This window comes from Sphingobium sp. B8D3A (assembly GCF_025961995.1).
Classification (GTDB): Bacteria; Pseudomonadota; Alphaproteobacteria; order Sphingomonadales; family Sphingomonadaceae; genus Sphingobium.
Window position 1 is genome coordinate 2,149,734 of the sequence record NZ_JAOQOS010000001.1, and the last position, 22,056, is coordinate 2,171,789.

Genomic DNA, 22,056 nt, shown 5'->3' on the forward strand with positions numbered 1-22,056 from the left:
CGGCGGTCGCACCAGTCGGCGCGTTCGCACCGCTGTAAACGGAACGCCGTGATATCGCTACCCGTTAACCAATGAACGACAGGCTGTCTGCGAGAGCAGCGCCGCGATCAGCCGACCCGGCGGGTCAACGCGGCCCGCGCCTCGGCCACCAGGGTCGTGATGATCTCGGCGACGGGCTCTTCCTTCGTCACCATGCCCACCGACTGGCCGGCCATCAGCGAGCCATTTTCGATGTCGCCATCGATCACCGCCCGGCGCAGGGCGCCGGCCCAATAATGCTCGATCTGCAGCTGCGCTTCACCCATATCGACCTTGCCGTCGTCGAGCAGTTGCGCGACTTCGCGCTGCTTGGCGGTGAAGGCGTCGGTTCCGGCGTTGCGCAGGGCGCGCACGGGGATCACCGGTAGCCGCGAATCGATCTGCACGCTGGCAATGGCATCGCGCGCCGAAGCCCGGAAGAACGCCTTCTTGAAATTGGCGTGGGCGATGCTCTCGCTGGCGCAGGCAAAGCGGGTGCCGAGTTGCACGCCGGCCGCGCCCATGTCGAGATAAGCAGCGATCGCCTCGCCATGGCCGATGCCGCCGGCCACGAAGACCGGCAGCTCGCTTGCCATCACCGGGAGGATTTCCTGAGCCAGTACGCTGGTCGCCACCGGGCCGATATGGCCGCCCGCTTCCATGCCTTCGATGACCAGCGCATCGACGCCTGACCGGTGCAGCTTCTTGGCCAAGGACAAGGCTGGCGCGAAGCAGATCACCTTGGCGCCGCTCGCCTTGATCGCCTCGATGCTGCCCTTGGGCGGGAGGCCGCCGGCCAGCACGATATGCGTGACCGAATGGCGTGCGCAGACTGCGATCAAATCGAACAGCTGCGGGTGCATGGTGATGAGGTTCACGCCAAAGGGCTTGTCCGTCATCGCCTTGGTCGCGGCGATCTCGGTATCGAGCAGGTCCGGTGTCATGGCGCCGCACGCGATCAGGCCGAAGCCGCCGGCATTGCTGACAGCGGACACCAGATGCCGTTCGGACACCCAGCTCATCGCGCCACAGATGATCGCGGTCTCGCTGCCGAGAAATGCGGTGCCGCGGGCCATGAGGGAAGAAAGACGGTCGGTCATCACGATACCCAATCTGACCCTTCCCACCGGGAAGCGACGGCAAAGAGGAGATCAGCGGCCGACCGGATGCCGGCACGCTGCCTCGGAGCCTCTCCCGAACGGAAGCGGCTCCAAATAGATCAAGCGGGCGCCTGCTCCGCGTCGAGACCGTAGGCGGTGTGGAGCACGCGAACGGCCAGTTCGGTCTCGTCCTCGTCGATCAGCACCGAGACCTTGATCTCGCTGGTGGAGATCGCCTCGATATTGATGCCGCGCTCGGCCAGAGTCTTGAACATGGTCGCCGCGACGCCGGCATGGCTGCGCATGCCAACACCCACGACGCTGATCTTGGCGACCTGATCGTCGGTGATGATGCGGCGGAAGCCGATCTCGTCCTGCAGCTTCTCCAGAATGTCGACGCTGCGCGCGAGATCGGTGCGGGGGACAGTGAAGGTCACGTCCGTCTCCGCATTATCCTTGCTGTCATTCTGGATGATCATGTCGACATTGATGCTTGCGTCGGCCAGCGGGCCGAAGATGCTGGCAACCGCACCGGGCTTGTCCGGCACGCGGGTGACGATGATCTTGGCTTCGTTCTTGTCATGAGCGATGCCGGTGATGAGCTGCCGTTCCATGTCGCTTTCCTCAATTTCTGCTTCGCTGACGATCATCGTGCCGGGTTCGGGATCGTCCCCTGGCGCGTCGAAGGAGGAGAGCACCTGCACGCGCACCTTCTCCTTCATCGCCAGCGCGACGGACCGAGTCTGCAGCACTTTCGAGCCGACACTGGCCAGCTCCAGCATTTCCTCATAGGTGACCTTGTCGAGCTTGCGGGCCCGGCTGACGATGCGCGGATCGGTCGTGTAGACGCCATCGACATCCGTATAGATATCGCACCGATCGGCCTGCACCGCGGCGGCGACCGCCACGGCGGAGGTATCGGACCCGCCACGACCCAGGGTCGAGACCCGGCCGCTCTCCATCTGCCCCTGAAAGCCCGGAATGACCGCTACCTGCCCGGAGGTCATCGCCGCCAGCAGACCTTCGGTCTCGACCGTGTCGATCCGCGCCTTGCTATGTGCCTCGCTCGTGCGGATCGGCAACTGCCAGCCCAGCCAGCTGCGCGCATCGACGCCCAGCGCCTTGAGCGTCATCGCCAGCAACCCGGACGTCACCTGCTCGCCGGCCGCGACGACCACGTCATATTCCGCAGGGTCGTAAAGCGGGCTGGCTTCCTTGCAGAAGTTGACCAGACGATCGGTCTCGCCGGCCATCGCGGAGACGACGACGGCGACCTCGTTGCCCAGGCCAACCTCATGCTTCACCCGAAGCGCAACGTTGCGGATTCGCTCCATGCCGGCCATCGACGTGCCGCCAAATTTCATCACAATACGCGCCATGGACTTGCCGCGGACCTTTCTTGGACTATCAAGGGGGCATGAAATGCCGACGGATCGGTATTCACCGGCCTTCGAGCCGGCGCCCTATTAGTCAGCAGGATCGGCAATGGCAAGCGAACCGCACAGCAGCACCATCGACCCCAAAGAAGCCGCGCATTTCGGCGCGCACGCGGCCGATTGGTGGGACCCCAATGGCTCCAGCGCCATGCTCCACAAGCTGGGGCCGGTGCGCCTTGGCTTCATCCGCGCCGCCATTGACGCGCACTGGGGTGGATCGCCTCAGGATCTGCGCCCGCTGGCCGGCAAGCGCGTTCTCGATGTCGGCTGCGGGGCCGGGCTCGTCTCCGAGCCGCTCGCCCGCATGGGCGGCGCAGTGACGGCCGTGGATGCGGCGCCAGAGAATATCGCCGTCGCCCGCGACCATGCCGCCGCAATGGGCATGCCCATCGATTATCGCAATTGCGGGGTGGAGACGCTGACCGACCCGCAATTCGACCTGATCACGGCGCTGGAAGTCATCGAGCATGTCACCGATCCGGCGATGTTCCTCTCCGCCATCGCGCGGCTGCTCAAGCCGGATGGGCTGCTGATTATCTCGACCCCAAACCGGACGCCGCTCTCCAGACTGATGGTGGTGACGCTGGCAGAGGGCTTCGGCCGCATCGCCAGGGGCACGCATGACGCAGCCCGCTTCATCACCCCGGAGGAGATGGAGGCGCTGCTGTCCGACCGTGGCCTGCACGTCATGACGACCAAGGGCCTGATGGCCGATCCGCGATATGGCTTCGTGCTCAGCGACAATCTGTCCGTGAACTACATCCTCTCTGCGGCGTTCTCATCGCACGACATCCCCCAATCTGCGAGCACGCCAGCCTGATGACTGCTGCCCCGACGACAACTTCATCCCACGCCAATCCCCTCCGCAGCCTCGAACATGCCATGACATGGCTTGGCGAGAACTGGATCGAGGTGGCGATCGCCGTGGCCATCGGCATCGCCATCTATTTTGCGCTGGGGCTACTCAAGCGGATCGTGCAGCGGCTGCTCCTCAAGGCCGCGCACAGCGCCCCGATCATGGGCGCCGCCGCCAGCACCGTCGGGAAAACCGGGCATCTGTTCATGATGCTCATCGCGGCACGCCTCGTCGTCAATTATTTCCCGGTGCCGCCGGCATTGTTCAATGCGATCAACTTCCTGTTCATCGTGGTGACGGCCTGGCAGATCGCGGTCTGGGTGCGCCACATGGCGCTCGGCTTCATCCAGATGCGCTCGGACCCGGAGCTGGGCGGCAGCGAAGCCCTGGCCAATGCCAGCGGCCTCATCAAGGTTCTGCTCTCCATTGCGATTTTCGCCGTTGCGGCCATCGTCGTGCTGGACAATCTCGGCGTCAACGTCACGGGTCTGGTCGCCGGTCTCGGGATCGGCGGCATTGCCATTGGTCTGGCGGCGCAGGGGATTTTTTCGGACCTGTTCGCGTCCCTCTCGATCATCTTCGACAAGCCCTTCAAGGTCGGCGATGCGATCAATTTCGGTACGCAGACGGGCGTTGTGGAGCGCATCGGCCTCAAATCCACGCGCCTGCGCGTGGTGACAGGCGAACGCATGATCGTCTCCAACGCGCAATTGCTGAACAAGGAGATCACGAGCTACACCGGCCTCGACCGGCGCCGGATCAAGTTCGCCATCGGCGTGATCTACCAGACCGCGCCGGCTGAAGCAGCGAAAATTCCCGATTTGTTGCGAGAGATCGTCAACGCGCATGGCGGCGACTTCGTGCGCTCGGGCTTCATTGGGTTCGGGGCCAGCTCACTGGATTTTGAGCTGGAGTTCGACGTGCACTCGGCCGATTGGGATAAAATCTATATGATCCGCCACGCGATCGGCCTCGATATTCTCGGCCGCTTCAACGATCTCGGGCTGGAATTTGCCTATCCCACGCAGACCACATTTACCGCCGATCCGTCCGGCAAGATGATCATGCCCTACCCTGTTCTCCACGAACTGCCGGGCGCTCTGGCCCCGCGCAGCGTCGGCAGCGCCGATCAGGCTACGTCGGAATAATAGCCGGCCCAGACATGGTTCTGTTTGCGCTCGATCCGCATGAGCGCAAGCACGGCAACCATCATCGCGAGCAGCGCCAGCGCGGTGAACACCGGCCAGACTGATTCCGGCGACACCATGAGGCTCAGCACCGCGCTGGCCATCAGCAGCGGCACGAAGAGAACCGTCGCGAGCGCGGCGCGCTTGCGGGCTTTCTTGCGCTTGGGGGCCGTACGCCAGAACCAGAGGCACAGGCCGACGCCAATCGCCGCAGGGACGATCTGCAGCCAGGCGAAGGGCATGCGATAGAGGAAATAGGCCGACACGCCGACAGTCGCGAGTACCACCAATAATGCGAGAATTCGTGCTAGGCGCACGTACAGCCTCCTCCAATCGCGACCCGGCAATTGCCGGCCATCGGCCTTTACGACCGCTTCAAAACCCTATTGTCGTTCAACTTCGTTGAGCATCCGTTATAATCGCCTCGCCCCATAAAGTTCCGGGCGAAACATATCCGTTGGCGACTTTCATGGCGCCCTCGCGATCATGAGCTAGCAGCAAGGCGCCGTCGAGGTCCACCCAATCGGCGAACTGTGCAAGCAGAAAGGCAGGCGCAATGCCGAGCGAGCTTGCGAGCATGCAGCCGACCATGATCCGCTTCCCCGCGGCCCTTGCCGCATGGGCCATGGCGAGCGCCTCGGTCAGTCCACCGGCCTTGTCGAGCTTGATGTTGATTGCCTGATAGGCCCCAAGCCGCGCCAGATCAGCCAGCGACTGGCAGCTCTCGTCCGCGCAGATCGGCACCGGCAGAGCCAGCCCGGCCAGCGCGGCGTCAGCCTGCGCCGGCAAGGGCTGCTCGATCAATGTGACGCCCAGATCGGCCAGCGCACAAGCTTGCGCCTGCAAGTCCAGATCGGCCCAGCTCTCATTGGCGTCCACGATCAGGTCGACATCCGGGGCACCTTGGCGCACCGCTTCAATGCGGGCCTGATCGCCGTCGCCGGTGAGCTTGCATTTCAGCAGCGTGAACCCCCGCTCCCGTGCGTCTGCGGCCGCCTGCGCCATCTTCTCCGGCGTATCGAGGCTGATCGTATAGGCCGTCCGCACAGGCTGGGGCGCCTTCAGTCCGGCCAGCACCCAAACCGACTTGCCGGTCCGTGCTGCCTCCAGATCCCACAGTGCGCAATCGAGCGCATTGCGTGCGGCGCCCGGTGGCATCAGGGTGCGCAACGCCTCGCGGTCCGGCAGGCCGCCCTGCGCCTGCACCAGCGCCTCGATCGCAGCCGCACACCCTTCGGCCGTCTCGCCATGATAATAGATCGGTGTGCCCTCGCCCCGCCCGGTGAACGTGCCATCCGTGACCACGCACATGACCACATCCACAAATGTCTTGGCGCCACGGCTGATGGTGAAAGCGTCGCGCACGGCGAAGCGCTCGACCGCGACTTGCTGCAGGCCAATGTCGATCACTGCGAATCCGACCTCATGAGAACGGGCGATCAGCCGCGCGGCAGATCATCGTGGCGGGCAATCCATGCCTCGACCACTGGCGCAATGCGATTCCGCCATTTCGAGCCATTGAAGATGCCGTAATGGCCGACCGTTTCGGCGAGATAATATTGCTTCATCTCGTCCGGCAGGTTCGGGGAAATCTTGAGTGCCGCCCTGGTCTGGCCGATGCCAGAAATATCGTCATTCTCCCCTTCGACGGCGAGCAGCGCGACATCCGTGATCGCCGCGGTGTCGATGCGGACGCCGCGATGCATGAACTCGCCCTTGGGCAGGCTGTGCTTCTTGAAGACCTCATTGACGGTCTGCAGGTAGAATTCGGCGGTCATGTCGCAGACCGAGCGATATTCCTCGTAGAACTTCTTGGTCGCGTCCGCGCTCTCGTCATCTCCTTGAACGAGGTGGCGGAACATCTGCCAGTGGCTCATCAGGTGGTTGCCAAGGTTCATGGTCATGAAGCCGGCCAACTGCATGAAGCCGGGATAGACCTTCCGACCGGCGCCGGGATAATTGAACGGAACCGAGGTCACGACATTCTGGCTGAACCAGCTCAGCGGTCGCTCCTGCGCCAGCTGATTAACGGCGGTCGGCCCCTCGCGAGTATCGATCGGGCCGCCCATCATCGTCAATGTGCGCGGACGGCACGGATGTTTGGACGCGGACATGAGGCTCGCGGCCGCCAGACAGGGCACCGACGGCTGGCAGACCGCCAGCATATGTGCGCCCGGTCCGATATGCTCGAGCCACCCGACGAGATAATCGACATAATCATCCAGATCGAACGTCCCGTCGGAGAGCGGCACATCGCGGGCATCGCGCCAGTCGGTGATGTAGACGTCATGCCCCGGCAGCATCCGGGCCACTGTGCCGCGCAGGAGCGTCGCGAAATGGCCGGACATCGGCGCGACGATCAGCAGCTTGGGGTGCCGCCCCTCCTGCCCTTCCCGCACGAAATGACGCAGCTGGCCGAAGACCTGGCGCGCCTCGATGACTTCGTGCACCGCTACGGTCTGCCCGTCCACCTCGGTAGTCGGCAGGTCGAAGGCGGGCTTGCCGCGCGGCGCCGCGGCATGCGCGAACACATCCAGCGCGGAGGCGAGCATCGGACCGCCACCGAAATAAGCAAAGGGATTTGCGGGATTTTGGAGCAGTTCTACGCTCGCGGTCGCCATGGCACTGGCGCTTGCCAGAAAGCTGCGCTGAATTTCATAGGCACTATAGAGCATGTGTTTCCTTACTCGGGGCCATCTGTCTAAACCAGCACATCCAACGCCCTGACGCCAGCGCCGATGCCGGGCTTAGACGCATTAAATAGTGCCGACGCGTCTCCTTTGCCACACCAGAAGGCACAGCGCAGGTGCAAAAGCCCTCCCCTTGGTTGCAAAGTTGGTCTAGGGCGCGGCCATGGCTACCTCGGCGTCCACCCTAGACAATGACGATCGGCGCAAAGCGGGCGATCTTGGCAATCTTCGACTGATCTGGCGCGCCGCGCTCCGCTACCCCGGCCGCATAGCCGGCGCCGGCTTCGCACTGGTTCTCGCCTCTGCAGCAACGCTTGCCATCCCCAGTGGTTTCAAGCTGGTCATCGATCGCGGTTTCGCCTCTGGTCTGGATGGGGACATCAGCCGCTGGTTCCAGTATCTGCTGCTGATCGTGGTCATCCTGGCCTTTGCGACCGCCATGCGCTTCTACTTCGTCGCATGGCTGGGCGAGCGCGTGGTGGCCGATCTGCGGATCGCCGCGCAGGCCAATCTGCTGCGGCAGGAGCCGGCTTTCTTCGAGCATAACCGCCCCTCCGAGATCGCCTCTCGCATGACGGCGGATACGGCGATCATCGAGCAGGTCGTCGGCTCGACGGTCTCGGTGGCGATGCGCAATCTGCTCACCGGTTTTGGCGGCATCGTCTATCTGTTCATGCTCGCGCCGCGCCTTACGGCGATGCTGCTGTTCGGCATTCCCATCGTGCTCGGGCCGATCATTCTGGTCGGTCGGCGCCTGCGCGCGCTCTCGCGCAACAGTCAGGATCGGCTGGCTGCGGTCGGCAGCATCACCAACGAAGTGCTGAGCGCCATGAAGATCGTCCAGGCCTTCGGTCAGGAAGAGCGCGAGGCCGAACGGTTCCGGCGCGCGGTCGAGGACAGCTTCCGCACGGCCCGCCAACGGATCACTTTGCGGGCGGCTATGACCGCAACGATCATCCTGGTGATCTTCGGCTCCATCACGCTCATCATGTGGCAGGGCGCGCTTGACGTGGCGGCGGGCCGCATGTCTGGCGGCAGCATCGCCGCCTTTGTGATGACGGGCGGCCTTGTTGCGGGCGCATTCGGTGCGCTAACCGAGGTCTATGGCGATCTGCTGCGCGGGGCCGGCGCCGCCACCCGGCTGAGCGAACTGACCAGCGCTGTCTCCGAAATCCGTCAACCGGCCAGGCCGGTTGCCATCCCGCAGCCCGGCCAGGCGCGACTGACCTTCGAGAATGTGGCCTTCCGCTATCCGACGCGGCCGGATTTGCCGGCCCTCATGGATTTCTCCCTGGATGTCGCACCGGGCGAGACCGTGGCCATCGTCGGGCCATCTGGCGCGGGCAAATCCACGCTCCTTCAGCTTGCCGAGCGGTTTTACGATCCGTCGCACGGGCGGGTGCTCCTCAACGGCGTCGACCTGCGGCAGGCAGACCTGCTGAGCCTGCGCAGCATGATCGCGCTGGTACCGCAGGAAACCGTGATCTTTGCGGCCAGTGCGCGCGACAATCTGCGTTACGGACGCTGGGATGCCACCGACGAGCAGTTGATGGAGGCCGCGCGCGCAGCCAATGCCGACGGCTTTCTCAAGGCGCTGCCGCAGGGCTTGGACACCGAACTCGGCGAGAGCGGCGCCCGCCTCTCCGGCGGCCAGCGCCAACGCGTTGCGATCGCCCGCGCGCTCCTCAAGGACGCGCCGCTGCTGCTGCTCGATGAAGCAACATCGGCGCTGGACGCGGAATCCGAGAGCCTGGTGCAGGATGCCCTCGCCCGGCTGATGAAGGATCGCACGACCATCGTCATCGCCCATCGCCTGGCGACCGTCCGCGCCGCCGACCGCATCGTCGTCCTCGATCAGGGCCGGATCGCGGACATCGGCACCCACGCGGACCTGATTGCCCGCGGTGGCCTTTATGCCCGGCTCGCATCGCTGCAGTTCGACGAACCGGCCTGATCTCCGGAGGTTGACGGAGGTGGGCGCGGTGATCAGCTGTTGCTGATGCGGCGCCGGCTCTTAGCTGCTTAGGCTCGCGAAGGGCGTGCATGTTTGACCGGCAGCCGCGTGGCCAAGTGAGCGACGCTCAAACATAAGTAGGTTGCGTAGGGTTCAGGGTCTCAACTGGCAGCACCGAGAGCAGCAGCGCGCCCACGCGCAGCCCGAGCACATCCAAGCCCTGAAGAACGCATGCAGAATGGCATCGAAGCATCAACCAAGTCCTTACCACGCCCCGTCGATGTCGGAAGCGAGGTCCCTTTCGGTGCTGCCTGTTGTCTGCAGCAAACCGGCAATGGGTCGTCTGCATAAGTTGCACGGAACTGACCGAGTGTCCCACGATCAGGCCGAGCAAGCCTCAGTGCGCGCTCTTGCCCTTCTTCCGGCGAAGCGGCTCATTTGCCGAGCCCGCGCGCTTGCTTGGCCCGATGTCGTCAGTCCGCCTCAGCGCCGCGAACGATGTGATCGAAAATCGCCGGATGCATCGGTGTCTCGAACTCGCACCCCGCTTCATGGTCGCACACCCAGGTGACGAACGCCTTGCGCCCTTCAAAACCGGCGAACATCACCCACACTTCCATACCGACCTGAAGCTTGACGTAGCTCATCAAGCGAAAACCGGTGAGCGACATGTCCGAAATCCGGCTCTTGAACCAACTCTCGCCCTTGCGGCGCACGCGGACGCCAATCAACACCGACTGTCGCGCTAACGAACGAGCGGGCGGCTCATTCATTCTGTCTGGAACTGCGCCCATATCGACCTGCCTGCCTGGAACATCGCACGATACGACAGGGAAGCTTACCATCGTCCTAATCATACGAGGTCCTTCCGGCCCAGAAGATGAGGACTCTAAGACCTAGGAGTACCTCGACCGGCGGCCACTTCTCTATCCTGATCGCTTGAAATCAGCAGCGCTGCCTGAGTGCCCGACCCGAGGGCTAATGGCATTGCCAGCGCCGTTGGAAGGTCTAGAACCATCAACTGACTTGGCGTGTTTGTTCGCCACTCGCGTGCTCGCCTCCCAGCGCAATACAACAGTGCTCGCACGCGCAGCGCGGTGTCGAGGTCTTGAAGGCCGCTGACCCGCGCTCACGCCTAGGGCCGAAGCCTGCCCCCAGACGCCTTCCATCTTAACCCCAGACGCCTCGCTCAGAAGCCCAACAAAAAAAGGGGGCCGAAGCCCCCTTTTCCAAATGCATCCAGATCCGCGACGAAGCGCGTTTCCGCTATGATCAGAACACGCCGCCGTAACGGTCATTGCCGACGAAGCCCAGCTTGGTCACGCCAGCGCGCTTGATGATGGCGAGCACCTCATCAACCACCACATAACGAGCCGACTGGTCAGGCTCGAACTGCAGTTCAGGCTCCGGGGCCATACGGCTGGTCTGATCGAGATACTGGCGCAGCGTCACCCGGTCGACCGGGGCGCCATTCCAGTAGATCGTGCCTGCCGGATCGATGGTCAGACGATTCTTGACCGGGTCGATCGTGTTCTGAGGCGCGTCCGCGTTCTGCGGAAGGTCGATCTTCACCGCGTGGGTCTGGATCGGGATCGTGATAATGAACATGATGAGGAGCACGAGCATGACGTCGATCAACGGCGTCGTGTTCATTTCCATCATCGGCTCGCCGTCGTCGCGGCCACCACTCATTGCCATGGGACTGGTCTCCTAAACTTGGGCGTCAGAGGCGACGGACGGAAATCGAAGCCGGGTCGGGCTCGGAAATGAAGCCAACCTTCGGATAACCAGCGCGCTGCATCGTGAAGATCGTGCCGCCGATGCACCGGTACGGCGTATCGATGTCTGCACGGATGTGCGCTTCGGGCAGATCGTCGGGGTTCATGTTCTCCACGCCACCGGCCTTCTCGATATCCGCTTCCAGCTTCTTGACAGCGCGGTTGAGAAGGTCACCGGCCGTGACCTTGGTCACGTTCCAGTACACTTCGCACTGCCCATCCACTGCGCGAACCGTAAGGCTCACATTTTCCGGCTTCGTGGTCGTTGGCTCGAAGGCGATCTTCGGCAGCTTCACGTCCACTGTCTGGATCACCACCGGAATTGCGATGAGGAAGATGATGAGAAGCACCAGCATGACGTCCACGAGAGGCGTCGTGTTGATGTCCGACATCGGGGTGTCATCACCACCACCCCCAGAGCTAATTGCCATCGATCAAAATCCTAACTCTTGGCTTTGGAAGCACGCACGTCCTTGCGGAGGCTTGATGTGGCGACCGCTCGAGGATCGCCACACCTGCTTCATTTGATAGCTCAGGCCTTGGCGGCAGCCGGCTTGGCAGCGGGCGCGGCCGGGGCAGCAACCACGGTCGGACGGACCGCACCGTTGGACACCATGTAGCCGAGCAGGTCGTTGTTGAAGCCGCTCAGGTCTTCAGCAATCGACTTGTTACGACGCTGCAGCCAGTTGTAGGCAAGCACCGCCGGAACGGCCACGGCCAGACCCAGCGCGGTCATGATCAGAGCTTCACCGACCGGGCCGGCAACGGCGTCGATCGAGGCCTGACCGGACGCACCGATCTTGATGAGCGCGCGGTAAATACCGATAACCGTACCGAACAGACCGATGAACGGCGCGGTCGCACCGACGGTCGCGAGGAACGCGAGGCCACCGCCGAGCTTGGAGTTGATCGCGGCTTCCGAACGCGCGAGCGAAGCGTGCATCCAGTCATGCGCCTCGACCGGATCGGTCAGCTTGGCATGCTGTTCCTGCGCCATGATGCCGTCGTCGACCAGCTGCTTGTAGGCGCTGTTCTTCTCGAGCTTGGCCGAACCCTCCTTGAGGGTCGCCGAACGCCAGAACGTCGTACGGACCTTCTTGGCCTGGCCGATCACCTTCTGCTGCTCGATGAGCTTCGAGAACAGAATGAAGAACGAGAACACGGACATGCCGCAAAGAATGATGAAAACGGTCCAGGCGATCACGCCGCCCTGCTCGAGGGCTTCCATGAGACCGTAAGGGTTATCGGCCGGCGCAGCGGCTGCGGACAAATAAATCAACATTCGTGTATTCCTCTCAAACCAGTCGGTGAATGGGCCGTCCCTCGCCCCGGTTCGGGACGGCCGAAATCAGGATTAACGTTCAAGCTTCCAGACGACGCGACGCGAGCTGCTGGACTTGATCGGATTGCCGGCTTGATCGAGCGCGGGAGAATAACGTCCCCGGCGCGTGATCAGGCTGCAAGCGGTTTCGTCGAGGTCCTTGCGGCCGCTCGATGCGGTCACCCGGCAATTTTCGACGCGCCCCTGGGCATTGATATCCCAAGCGATCGTCACCGAACCCTCGGCCTCGTCACGACGAGCACCGGCAGGATAGTCGTCGGACGTAATCCAGCTCGCAGGGTTACCCCTGGCACCAGCGGCCTTGCTGACAACCGGCGCAGGCGGCGGCGGTGGTGCAGGCGGAGCCGGCGGCGGCGGATTCGGTGGTGGCGGCGGGGCCAGAACCGGAGCCGAACTCGGCAACGAAATCATCGGCGGCGGCGCTGTAGGCGGCGGCGGCGGTGGCGGCGGCATGTCCGGCGGAGGCGGCGGCGGTGGCGGCGGCTCCTCCTCTGGTGGCGGCGGCTCCTCTGCCACGTCGATGACGTTCAGCTGTTCTGCAGCCTGCTTGACATACTTGATGCCAAGCCCCGTCACAAACGCATAACCGAGGATCGCGTGAATGATTGCCACGATGATAAGAGAAACCGTCCTACCGGACGATTGTGACTGGTCAGCATAGGCCATTCAGCAATGACACTCCCTAGCTCGATACAGCGCTGACAATCAGACCACGAATCGACGAAATGCCGTAAAGCACGACGTCTTCCGTGCGATACTGATCGCTCGGGCTCCTAAATTCCGAGGCATGTCCTATCGTGGCAAAACGTGTGAAGCAAACGCTTTGTTGACGGTGGTCACCTCTGCTTAACCCCCTATGTTAGAGGCTGAGGAAGGCCTATCAGGAGAATTGCGTATGACCGACACAATCCGACGCCCAAAGGCCCGATCCAAACTGTTGGCAATCGGTTGCAGCGCCCTGTTGACAGCCGCTTTCCCCTTTATTTCCACTTCCGCTACGGCACAGGTGGCAGAATCGCCAGAGCCGGCAAGCTTGAGTTACGCGCGGATGGCCGAACTGGTATCGTCATCCCCCACGGTGGCGCGCATTACCGTGCGTTCTATCGTCGTCCTCAAGCGCGAGCGCGCGCCCGATCTGCCGGAAACGCGGAGCCGTTTTTACGTCCAGGCTGAAACGCTCGGCTTGATTCGCAGCGATGGCGTGATGTCCAAGCGAATCTCTTTCCTCGTGGACGGCTCAGCCGAAAATGCCGGACGCCCGAACCTCAAGAACAAGATTTTTCTCGCTTTCGGCAAAGTCGGCCAGCAGGTGAGCGAGTTCCAGTTGAGCGCGAGCACGGCGCTCGTGCCCTGGACCCCCGCCAACGAGGCGCTGGCCCGAAAGGTCATCGAAGATCTTTACGCGCCGGGCGCACCAGGTCCGATCACCGCAATCACCTCTGCCTTTCATGTGCCGGGCGCGATTGTGGGTGAAGGAGAGACCCAGATCTTCCTTGGCACGGCGGACGGCTCGCCGATTTCGCTGTCAGTGATCCGCCGGCCGCAGGAGCAGCCGCATTTCAGCGTGTCGCTGGGCGAGGTTGTGGACGATTCGGCGAAGCTCCCCGAGCGGGACACCTTGCTGTGGTATCGCCTCGCGTGCAGCTTACCCGATCAGCTCCCGCCCTTGTCCCTCACCGAACTGGCGCGCAACGATGCGGAAGCCGCCAGTCGCGATTACAACGCATTCCGGGCCGCACTGGGACCATGTGACCGCACGCAAACGCCGGTGATTTAGGCAGAGGGCTCTTTCCTGTACGGGATTACCCGCTATGAGCGGCGGCGGACCTCCGAGCGACCGCCGCTCACACATTTTTGCAGGACATGACCATGACCGACGCCTCTTCCCGCCCCCTTCGCCTCGCCATCGTCGGCTTGGGAACCGTGGGCGCCGGTGTCATTCGCCTGCTGGAGACCAATCGGGATCTGATCGCCCGGCGTGCAGGCCGCCCGATCGAGGTGGTCGCCATTTCCGCGCGGGACCGCAGCAAGGATCGCGGCCTCGATCTCTCCGCCTATGAATGGGTCGACGACATGGCGACCCTCGCGCAGCGCGAGGACATCGATACGGTCGTCGAGCTGATCGGCGGCGCGGATGGCCCGGCCCTGACGCTGGCCCGCCAATGCCTGAGCCAGGGCAAGCCTTTCGTCACGGCCAACAAGGCGATGATCGCCCATCATGGTCTCGATTTGGCACATGAAGCCGAGCGGAGCGGCGTTGCGCTGAAATATGAAGCGGCCGTCGCGGGCGGTGTGCCGGTCATCAAGGGCCTGCGGGAGGGCGCCGCTGCCAATCGCATCATGCGGGTCTATGGCATCCTCAACGGCACCTGCAATTACATCCTCTCCACCATGGAACAGCACGGCAGCCCGTTCGACCAGGTGCTGGAGGAAGCGCAGGCCAAGGGCTATGCCGAGGCCGACCCCACCTTCGACATCGACGGTATCGACGCCGCCCACAAGCTGTCGATTCTCGCCAGCCTCGCCTTCGGCACGGAGATCGATTTCGGCTCGGTGGATATCACCGGCATCCGCAATGTCATGGCTGCCGACATCCGCGAGGCGGCATCGCTCGGCTTCAAGATCAGGCTGGTCGGCATGGCGGAGTGCGAGGCGGACGGCAGCGAGAATGTCGGCCTCTTCCAGCGTGTTCACCCCATGCTCGTGCCCCTCGATCACCCCCTTTCCCATGTCGATGGCGCGCTCAACGCCGTCGTGGCAGAGGGCAATTTCGTCGGCCGCCTGTTCTTCCAGGGCGCCGGCGCCGGTGAAGGCCCCACCGCTTCGGCGGTGGTCGCCGATGTCATCGACGTGGCACGCGATGAATATGGCCCTGCCTTCGCCATGCCGGCCGAATGGCTGCAGCGCCAGGTCAAGGCCGATGCCGGGCAGCGCACCGGCCGCGCCTATCTGCGCTTCCAGGTCCAGGATCGCCCCGGCGTGCTGGCGGAAATCACGGCAGCGATGCGAGATTCGGGTGTATCGATCGAAAGCGTGATCCAGCGGGCCGCCACCGCGGACGAGGGCGTTCTCGTCGCCATCGTCACTCACCCGGGCGCCCTCTCCGCCATCGACGATCTGCTGCGCAGGCTCGGCGGATCGGACAGCCTGCTGGGCGCGCCGATGCTGATGCACATCCTCGACTGAGAGGCGGCGACCCGCGCTTACCGGCCGGGATGCGATATGCGCCCGGCCGCACCGGTAAGACGCTGGCTCATTATCGACATTGCAACAATCCTCGCCTATCGCGTCCCATCAATTCAGCAAAGGATGCCGCAGGATGGGGAAGTCGAATACCGTCGAAGCCAGTTCCGTACTCGATCGGGTACTTGTTCTTGAGATGGTGCGCGTCACCGAGGCCGCCGCGATCGCCGCGTCCAAGCTCGTGGGGCGCGGCGACGAGAAGGCCGCGGACGCTGCTGCCGTGGAAGCGATGCGCAAGGCCTTCGATGGCCTGTACATGGATGGCACGGTGGTGATCGGTGAAGGTGAGCGCGACGAAGCCCCCATGCTGTACATCGGCGAGAAGGTCGGCGGCGCGCCGGGCCGTGGTCCCAAGATCGACATCGCGCTCGATCCGCTGGAAGGCACGACCATCACCGCCAAGGCCGGCCCCAATGCGCTTGCGGTTCTCGCTGCGGCCGAGGAAGGCAATCTGCTCAACGCGCCGGACGTGTACATGGAGAAGCTGGCGGTTGGCCCCGGCTATCCGCCGGACATCATCGACATGCGCAAGAGCGCCACGGAGAATGTCGAGGCCGTCGCCAAGGCCAAGGGCGTGAAGCCCTCCGAGATCATCGTGTGCGTGCTGGATCGTCCCCGCCATGAGAAGCTGATTGCCGAACTGCGCGGCATCGGCTGCGGCGTGGTGCTGATCGGCGACGGCGACGTGGCCGGCGTGATCGCGACGACGGACCCGGACACCACCATCGACATGTACATGGGCTCTGGCGGCGCGCCTGAAGGCGTGCTCGCCTGTGCTGCCCTGCGCTGCGTCGGTGGCCAGTTCAACGGCAAGCTCCTGTTCCGCAACGAGGACGAGAAGGCCCGCGCCCGTAAGTGGGGCATCACCGACCTCGACCGCATCTACAAGCTGGAGGACCTCGCCAAGGGGGACTGCATCTTCGCTGCAACCGGCGTCACCGATGGTTCGCTGCTCGAGGGCGTCAAGCTCCTGCGCGGCGGCAAGATGACCACGAACAGCGTCGTGATGCGGGCCTCGTCGGGCACGGTGCGCTGGGTCAAGGGCGAGCATCGCGCCCGCGACTGACGCACCGAGTATTTAGAGACTGAACCGCCCGCCTGCGTTCGCGCATGGCGGGCGTTTTGGTATCTGACGCCCGTTCGCTCTACTTCTTGAGGCGATATCCGGTCTTGAACATCCAGGCGATTACCGCGAGGCAGATGACCAGCATCGCGCTGACGAACGCCACGGAGACGCCCATCGCGACATCGCCCTTCCCGAAGAAGGTCCAGCGGAACCCGCTGATCAGATAGACCACCGGATTGAACATGGTGATCGTCCGCCAAGGTTCGGGCAGCATATGGATCGAGTAGAACGCGCCGCCCAGAAAGGTCATCGGCATGACGACGATCAGCGGGATGACCTGCAACTGCTCGAAACTCTGCGCCCAGATGCCCAGGATGAACCCGAACAGGCAAAAGCTGATCGCGATCACCATCATGAACAGGAGCATCGCCGCAGGGTGAGCGATGGGCAGATCGACGAACAGATGCGCGGTCGCGAGAATCACGAGCCCGATGATCATCGACTTGGTCGCCGCGGCGCCTACATAGGCGATGATCGTCTCCAGCGCGGAAATGGGCGCGGAGAGCAGCTCGTAGATCGTGCCGCTATATTTGGGCATATAGATGCCGAAGCTGGCGTTGAAGATGCTCTCCGTGAACATCGACAGCATGATGAGGCCCGGCACGATGAACGCGCCATAGGGAATCCCGTCGACCTCCGTCATCCGCGAGCCGATGGCGCTGCCGAACACCACGAAATAGAGCGTGGTGGTCAACGCCGGCACGACCAGCCCCGTCATCAGTGTGCGCTGGAAGCGGTGCAGTTCGAACAGATAGATCGCGCGGATCGCGTGGATGTTAATGCCGCTCATGCCGCCTGCTCCGACCGGGTCGCGGGCTTGTGGACAAGATCCACGAAAATGTCCTCCAGCGAGCTTTCCTTGGTGTTGAGGTCCTTGTAGCCAATGCCGAGGGCGCTCAGCTGGCCGAGCAGCGCCGAGATCCCGGTGCGCTCGGCCTGGCTATCGAACACATATTCAAGCTCTGCGCCTTCGCTCTCCAGCGTCACACGCCAGTCAGACAGGGCAGCAGGCACCGCCGACATCGGCTCGTTGAGCGTGATCCGCAGCGTCTTCTTGCCCAGCTTCTTCATCAGCCGCGCCTTGTCTTCCACCAGAATCAGCTCGCCGCCGGTGATGACGCCCACGCGATCGGCCATGTCCTCGGCTTCCTCGATATAATGGGTCGTGAGGATGATCGTCGCGCCATTGTCTCGCAACTGGCGGACCAGCGCCCACATGTCGCGGCGCAGTTCCACGTCGACGCCGGCAGTCGGCTCATCCAGAAACAGCAGACGCGGCTCATGGGCGAGCGCCTTGGCGATCATCACTCGCCGCTTCATGCCGCCGGAAAGCTCCTGCAGCTTGGCGTGGCGCTTGTCCCACAGCGTCAGGTCGCGCAGCACCTTCTCGATATAGGCATCGTCGCGCGGCTTGCCGAACAGGCCGCGGCTGAAGCGCACCGTATCGATCACGCGCTCGAACTGATCGGTCGAGAGTTCCTGCGGCACCAGACCAATGGTGGCGCGCGTCTGGCGATAATCCCGCACGATATCGTGCCCGCCGACATGCACCGTCCCGCCACTGGCGCGCACGATGCCGCAGATGATGGATATGAGCGTCGTCTTGCCAGCGCCATTCGGCCCGAGAAGCGCGAAGATCTCGCCCTCCTCCACATCGAGATCGACGCTGCCGAGCGCCTTGTGACCGCTGGCATATTGCTTGGTGACGCCGCGGAGCGAGAGGATTGCCGTCATGATAGCGCAGCTACTCCATCGGCCGGGTCTTGCAAAGAGCGGCGTGCGGATAAACGCCGTTCCGCCCGAAAGACGCCCTGCGCAAAATGACGACATCTCGGATGATATCTCCGTTCGTCCTGAGTAGCTGCTGCGCCTGTAGAAGCGGCGTATCGAAGGCTTCGATGCTTCGATACGGCTCCTCGCTACGCGCCTGCGGCGCACCTAGACCCTGCCCAGCACGACCGGCGAAGACTAACCACACCCGCGTCACGACGCTCCTATCCTTTCCCCCACAAGCTCGGCTAAGGTGCCGCCATGCGCTTTGCTCTGGATATCGATCGATCGCTCACCGGCCGTGCCTGGCGTTGGCGCGGGCCTGAGCCCTGCGGCAGCGGCGGCAATCTCGTGGACGATCTGCTGCGCGCGCGGGGGTGCACGCATGACAGCCTGGAGCGCGAGCGCGCGCCGACCATCCGCAGCTTCCTCCCCGATCCGTCCATCTTCCAGGATATGGATCGCGCCGCCGAGCGGCTCGCCGCGGCCGTCATCGACCGGGAATCGGTCACCATCTTCGGCGATTATGACGTGGACGGCGCGACGAGCGCAGCACTGCTCGTCCGGCTGCTGCGCGAGCTCGGGCTCGATGCCGGCGTTTACATCCCCGACCGACTGATGGAGGGCTATGGCCCATCCGGTGAGGCGCTGGTAGCGCTGGCACGCAGCGGTGCCAGCCTCGTCGTCACGGTCGATTGCGGCGCCCAGGCCTTTGCCGCGCTGGAGGCCGCACGCGCCGTGGGGCTGGATGTCATCGTCGTCGATCACCACAAATGCGCCGCCTCGCTCCCCCCTGCCCTTGCGCTGGTCAACCCCAATCGCCTCGATGAGGCCGATGAGGCCGCCGGCCATGGCCATCTCGCCGCGGTCGGCGTCGCCTTCCTGCTCGGCGCCGCGCTGGTGCGCACCTTGCGCGCACGAGGGTGGTTCGCCGCCCGCCCGGAACCACGTTTGCTGGATCTGCTCGATCTGGTCGCGCTGGGCACCGTCGCAGATGTGGCGCCTATCCGGGGCCTCAACCGCGCCTTTGTCGCCCAGGGGCTCAAGACGATGGCGCGGCGCGGCAATGTCGGCCTCAACGCCCTGCTTTCCGCAAGCCGGCTGGAGCGTGCACCGCAATGCTCGGACCTCGGCTTTGCCCTGGGACCCCGCATCAATGCCGGCGGACGCGTGGGCCGCTCGGATCTGGGCGTGCGCCTGCTCACCACCGCCGACCCCGACGAAGCCGCCATGCTCGCCGCGGAGCTCGATCAGCTCAATCAGGAGCGGCGCGCGATCGAAGCAACCGTGCAGGAGGAAGCCGAGGCCCTTCTCGCAGAGCTGGGCGAGCGCTCCGTCGCCGTGATCGCCGGCGATCTGTGGCATCCGGGCGTAATCGGCATTGTGGCCGGGCGCCTGAAGGAAAAGATCACCCGCCCGGCCATCGTCATCGCCATTGACGAGGACGGCATCGGCAAGGGCTCGGGACGCTCCATTACCGGTGTCGATCTGGGCGCCGCCATTCTGGCCGCCAAGGACCACGGGCTGCTCATGGCAGGCGGCGGGCATGCCATGGCGGCCGGGCTTACCGTTCGCCGGGAGCAGGTGACCGCGCTGGCCGAATTTCTGGAGGAGCGGCTCCGCGAGGATGTCGCCCGCGCCGCCACCGCCCGCGCCCTCCTCATCGACCTGCTGGTAGCGCCGGCCGGACTGACACCGGAGCTGATCCAGTCGATGGAGCAGGCCGGCCCCTTCGGCAATGGCTGGCCCGCGCCCCGCGTCGCGCTGGGGCCGGTGCGCGTCGTGCGCGCCGATATCGTCGGAACGAGCCATGTCCGCGCCATCGTGGCGGGCGAGGATGGCCGCTCGCTCAAGGCCATGGCTTTCCGTCAGGCAGAGACCGAGCTTGGGCAGATGCTGCTCTCCTCCCGCGCCGGCACGCGCTTCTGGCTCGCCGGCCGCGCGAAGATCGACGACTGGGGGCCCCGCCCGGCCGCCGAGCTGCATATCGAGGATCTTGCGATCGCATGAGCAAATGGCCTTGACCGCGCCAGACCATCCCCGTAAAGGCGCCCTCTCACGGCAGCGATGCACATCGCTCGCTCAGTGGCCCCTTCGTCTAGCGGTCAGGACGCGGCCCTCTCACGGCTGAAACACGGGTTCGATTCCCGTAGGGGTCACCAGCCTTCCTGGCTGGGCAGGCTTGGAAAAGCCCTTCATCTCCCGACACAGCTATTCGGTGTGCGATCATCTCTTCGATGATCGGATGCGCGCATGTATAGCTCGCGATCGCGAAATTTCGCGCGATCCCAGAGGGCAGGCTACAAGGGAAAAGTCACAGCGGCCAAACCCCTTCCCCAGCGTGGAAAGAGCGAAATCATCGCTATTTGGGGTGTCAGGAAAATGGTGCCCAGAAGAGGACTCGAACCTCCACGACCTTGCGATCGCCAGCACCTGAAGCTGGTGCGTCTACCAATTCCGCCATCTGGGCACGGGGTAGGACCGGCGCTTTAGGGGGGCTGTTCGGGGGTGTCAACAGCCTCGAACAGATAAGATGGGATTGATGCAAAATATTGTGTTGGGGTCAGCCAGAGAGGCCGCGGAAGGCCAGAACGACGATCCAGACAGCGGCGAAAATCGCGAACCAGACGAGGATCATCTTCACCAGATGGTGGAGCGGGAGGCGGCGCAGGGCGAGGCTGCTGCCGACGAGGACGAAGGCCAGGACGAACCAGAGGCTGTGCGCAATCATATCGGCCATGGCCAACTCTCCTGCTGGAACGGACGCCCGCGAAGGGCGATCAGATCAGGGCGGTCAGACCATCGTAGCCGGGCTCAACGCCTTCGGGAAGCATGGCGCGCAGACGGGCATAGTCCATGCTGTTATCCATGTGGGTGAGGATGGCACGGCCGGGACGTATCCGCGCGATCGCCTCCAGCGTCAGCGCCAGATGGGCGTGGGTCGGGTGCGGCCGCTCGCGCAGCGCATCGATGACGAGACAATCCACGCCCGCATAGAGCGAGACCATCGCATCGGTCATCTCATGAAAATCCGTGGCATAGCCGAGCGACTGCCCCCCGCACGAGAATCGGAAGCCGCTCGAGGAGATGAAGCCATGGGGCTGATCGACATGGGTGACCGCGATGTCGCCCACCGTCACCCCCTCGTCGGGCAGGTCATGGCCCGCGATGGTCGCGCGATACCCCTCGCGCCCATCGAACGCATAGTCGAAGCGGCTGCGCAACGCCGCCATGGTCGCCTGGTGGCCATAGCCCGGCACAGGGATGCCACGATGATGCATGATCTGCCGCAGATCATCGATGCCGTGACAGTGATCGGCATGGTCGTGGGTCCAGAAGACGGCATCCAGATGCACGACATCGGCCGCCAGCATCTGCGCGCGGAAATCCGGGGAGGTGTCGACCAGCAACCGCGTGGTCGCGCTCTCGACAAGGATCGAGACGCGGGTGCGACGATTGCGCGGCTCGGCGGGATCGCACTGCCCCCAATCATTGCCGATGCGCGGAACGCCCGAGGAGGTGCCGCTCCCCAACATGACCAGCTTGAGCGTCATGG

At 63.9% G+C, this 22,056-nt stretch carries 21 protein-coding genes and 2 tRNA genes; 8 read left to right on the forward strand and 15 right to left on the reverse strand.

The window, feature by feature from the left end; all coding sequences use genetic code 11:
- Positions 1 to 107: 107 nt before the first annotated feature.
- Positions 108 to 1,118 (reverse strand): NAD(P)H-dependent flavin oxidoreductase, encoded by a 1,011-nt coding sequence (locus M2342_RS09910; protein WP_264578952.1) that lies wholly within the window; start codon positions 1,116 to 1,118, stop codon positions 108 to 110.
- Between the two features lie 119 nt (positions 1,119 to 1,237).
- Entirely contained in the window at positions 1,238 to 2,497 is a 1,260-nt protein-coding gene (locus M2342_RS09915; protein WP_264570375.1) for an aspartate kinase, read from the reverse strand.
- 106 nt (positions 2,498 to 2,603) lie between these two features.
- Here M2342_RS09915 and ubiG point away from each other — a divergent pair, with 106 nt between their 5' ends.
- Positions 2,604 to 3,374, forward strand: coding sequence for a bifunctional 2-polyprenyl-6-hydroxyphenol methylase/3-demethylubiquinol 3-O-methyltransferase UbiG (ubiG, locus tag M2342_RS09920; RefSeq protein WP_264578953.1), 771 nt, complete (start codon positions 2,604 to 2,606; stop codon positions 3,372 to 3,374).
- Positions 3,374 to 4,558 carry a mechanosensitive ion channel family protein gene (locus tag M2342_RS09925; RefSeq protein ID WP_264578954.1) on the forward strand — a complete coding sequence of 395 codons (1,185 nt, stop codon included), beginning with the start codon at positions 3,374 to 3,376 and terminating at the stop codon, positions 4,556 to 4,558. Before ubiG ends, M2342_RS09925 begins: the two co-directional genes overlap by 1 nt.
- Here the strand turns inward: M2342_RS09925 and M2342_RS09930 are convergent.
- From M2342_RS09930 to M2342_RS09940, 3 genes are all read right to left on the reverse strand, one after another.
- Positions 4,540 to 4,914 carry a hypothetical protein gene (locus M2342_RS09930; RefSeq protein WP_181559754.1) on the reverse strand — a complete coding sequence of 125 codons (375 nt, stop codon included), beginning with the start codon at positions 4,912 to 4,914 and terminating at the stop codon, positions 4,540 to 4,542. The two genes, M2342_RS09925 and M2342_RS09930, sit on opposite strands and share 19 nt — an antisense overlap.
- A 76-nt stretch (positions 4,915 to 4,990) precedes the next feature.
- Entirely contained in the window at positions 4,991 to 6,007 is a 1,017-nt protein-coding gene (dgcA, locus tag M2342_RS09935; RefSeq protein WP_264578955.1) for an N-acetyl-D-Glu racemase DgcA, read from the reverse strand.
- A gap of 29 nt (positions 6,008 to 6,036) precedes the next feature.
- Complete coding sequence (locus M2342_RS09940; protein ID WP_264578956.1) at positions 6,037 to 7,272, reverse strand: polyhydroxyalkanoate depolymerase; 1,236 nt, start codon at positions 7,270 to 7,272, stop codon at positions 6,037 to 6,039.
- A 178-nt stretch (positions 7,273 to 7,450) separates the two neighbouring features.
- On the opposite strand from M2342_RS09940, the gene M2342_RS09945 reads away from it, so the two are divergent.
- Positions 7,451 to 9,241, forward strand: coding sequence for an ABC transporter transmembrane domain-containing protein (locus tag M2342_RS09945; protein WP_264578957.1), 1,791 nt, complete (start codon positions 7,451 to 7,453; stop codon positions 9,239 to 9,241).
- A gap of 473 nt (positions 9,242 to 9,714) precedes the next feature.
- Here the strand turns inward: M2342_RS09945 and M2342_RS09950 are convergent, their stop codons facing one another.
- The 5 genes from M2342_RS09950 to M2342_RS09970 form a co-directional block, all read right to left on the reverse strand.
- Entirely contained in the window at positions 9,715 to 10,035 is a 321-nt protein-coding gene (locus M2342_RS09950; protein WP_264580032.1) for a PilZ domain-containing protein, read from the reverse strand.
- A 478-nt stretch (positions 10,036 to 10,513) separates the two neighbouring features.
- Complete coding sequence (locus M2342_RS09955; protein ID WP_181559759.1) at positions 10,514 to 10,939, reverse strand: ExbD/TolR family protein; 426 nt, start codon at positions 10,937 to 10,939, stop codon at positions 10,514 to 10,516.
- Between the two features lie 25 nt (positions 10,940 to 10,964).
- Positions 10,965 to 11,450 (reverse strand): ExbD/TolR family protein, encoded by a 486-nt coding sequence (locus tag M2342_RS09960; protein ID WP_181559760.1) that lies wholly within the window; start codon positions 11,448 to 11,450, stop codon positions 10,965 to 10,967.
- A 101-nt stretch (positions 11,451 to 11,551) separates the two neighbouring features.
- Complete coding sequence (locus tag M2342_RS09965) at positions 11,552 to 12,301, reverse strand: MotA/TolQ/ExbB proton channel family protein (protein WP_181559761.1); 750 nt, start codon at positions 12,299 to 12,301, stop codon at positions 11,552 to 11,554.
- A 72-nt stretch (positions 12,302 to 12,373) separates the two neighbouring features.
- A complete protein-coding gene (locus M2342_RS09970) occupies positions 12,374 to 13,027 on the reverse strand; it encodes an energy transducer TonB (protein WP_264575704.1) in 654 nt (217 codons plus the stop codon).
- A 229-nt stretch (positions 13,028 to 13,256) separates the two neighbouring features.
- On the opposite strand from M2342_RS09970, the gene M2342_RS09975 reads away from it, so the two are divergent.
- From M2342_RS09975 to glpX, 3 genes are all read left to right on the forward strand, one after another.
- Complete coding sequence (locus tag M2342_RS09975; protein ID WP_264578958.1) at positions 13,257 to 14,138, forward strand: hypothetical protein; 882 nt, start codon at positions 13,257 to 13,259, stop codon at positions 14,136 to 14,138.
- Between the two features lie 92 nt (positions 14,139 to 14,230).
- Entirely contained in the window at positions 14,231 to 15,547 is a 1,317-nt protein-coding gene (locus tag M2342_RS09980) for a homoserine dehydrogenase (protein WP_181559764.1), read from the forward strand.
- 133 nt (positions 15,548 to 15,680) lie between these two features.
- On the forward strand, positions 15,681 to 16,670 hold the full coding sequence (gene glpX / locus M2342_RS09985) for a class II fructose-bisphosphatase (protein ID WP_181559765.1): 990 nt from the start codon (positions 15,681 to 15,683) through the stop codon (positions 16,668 to 16,670).
- A gap of 79 nt (positions 16,671 to 16,749) precedes the next feature.
- Here glpX and M2342_RS09990 read toward each other — a convergent pair whose 3' ends face one another.
- Together M2342_RS09990 and M2342_RS09995 are read right to left on the reverse strand one after the other, a co-directional pair.
- Positions 16,750 to 17,520 (reverse strand): ABC transporter permease, encoded by a 771-nt coding sequence (locus M2342_RS09990; RefSeq protein ID WP_264572906.1) that lies wholly within the window; start codon positions 17,518 to 17,520, stop codon positions 16,750 to 16,752.
- Positions 17,517 to 18,464 (reverse strand): ABC transporter ATP-binding protein, encoded by a 948-nt coding sequence (locus M2342_RS09995; protein WP_264578959.1) that lies wholly within the window; start codon positions 18,462 to 18,464, stop codon positions 17,517 to 17,519. Before M2342_RS09995 ends, M2342_RS09990 begins: the two co-directional genes overlap by 4 nt.
- A 297-nt stretch (positions 18,465 to 18,761) precedes the next feature.
- On the opposite strand from M2342_RS09995, the gene recJ reads away from it, so the two are divergent.
- Entirely contained in the window at positions 18,762 to 20,510 is a 1,749-nt protein-coding gene (gene recJ / locus M2342_RS10000; protein WP_264578960.1) for a single-stranded-DNA-specific exonuclease RecJ, read from the forward strand.
- 77 nt (positions 20,511 to 20,587) lie between these two features.
- Positions 20,588 to 20,662: transfer RNA gene (locus M2342_RS10005), tRNA-Glu, on the forward strand.
- Between the two features lie 221 nt (positions 20,663 to 20,883).
- Here M2342_RS10005 and M2342_RS10010 read toward each other — a convergent pair.
- From M2342_RS10010 to M2342_RS10020, 3 genes are all read right to left on the reverse strand, one after another.
- Positions 20,884 to 20,970, reverse strand: a tRNA-Leu gene (locus M2342_RS10010).
- Positions 20,971 to 21,063: 93 nt separating this feature from the next.
- Positions 21,064 to 21,240, reverse strand: a complete 177-nt coding sequence (locus M2342_RS10015; RefSeq protein ID WP_264578961.1) for a hypothetical protein — start codon at positions 21,238 to 21,240, stop codon at positions 21,064 to 21,066.
- A 40-nt stretch (positions 21,241 to 21,280) separates the two neighbouring features.
- Positions 21,281 to 22,054: an MBL fold metallo-hydrolase gene (locus M2342_RS10020; RefSeq protein WP_264578962.1), complete on the reverse strand. Its 774-nt coding sequence runs from the start codon at positions 22,052 to 22,054 to the stop codon at positions 21,281 to 21,283.
- Positions 22,055 to 22,056: the final 2 nt, after the last annotated feature.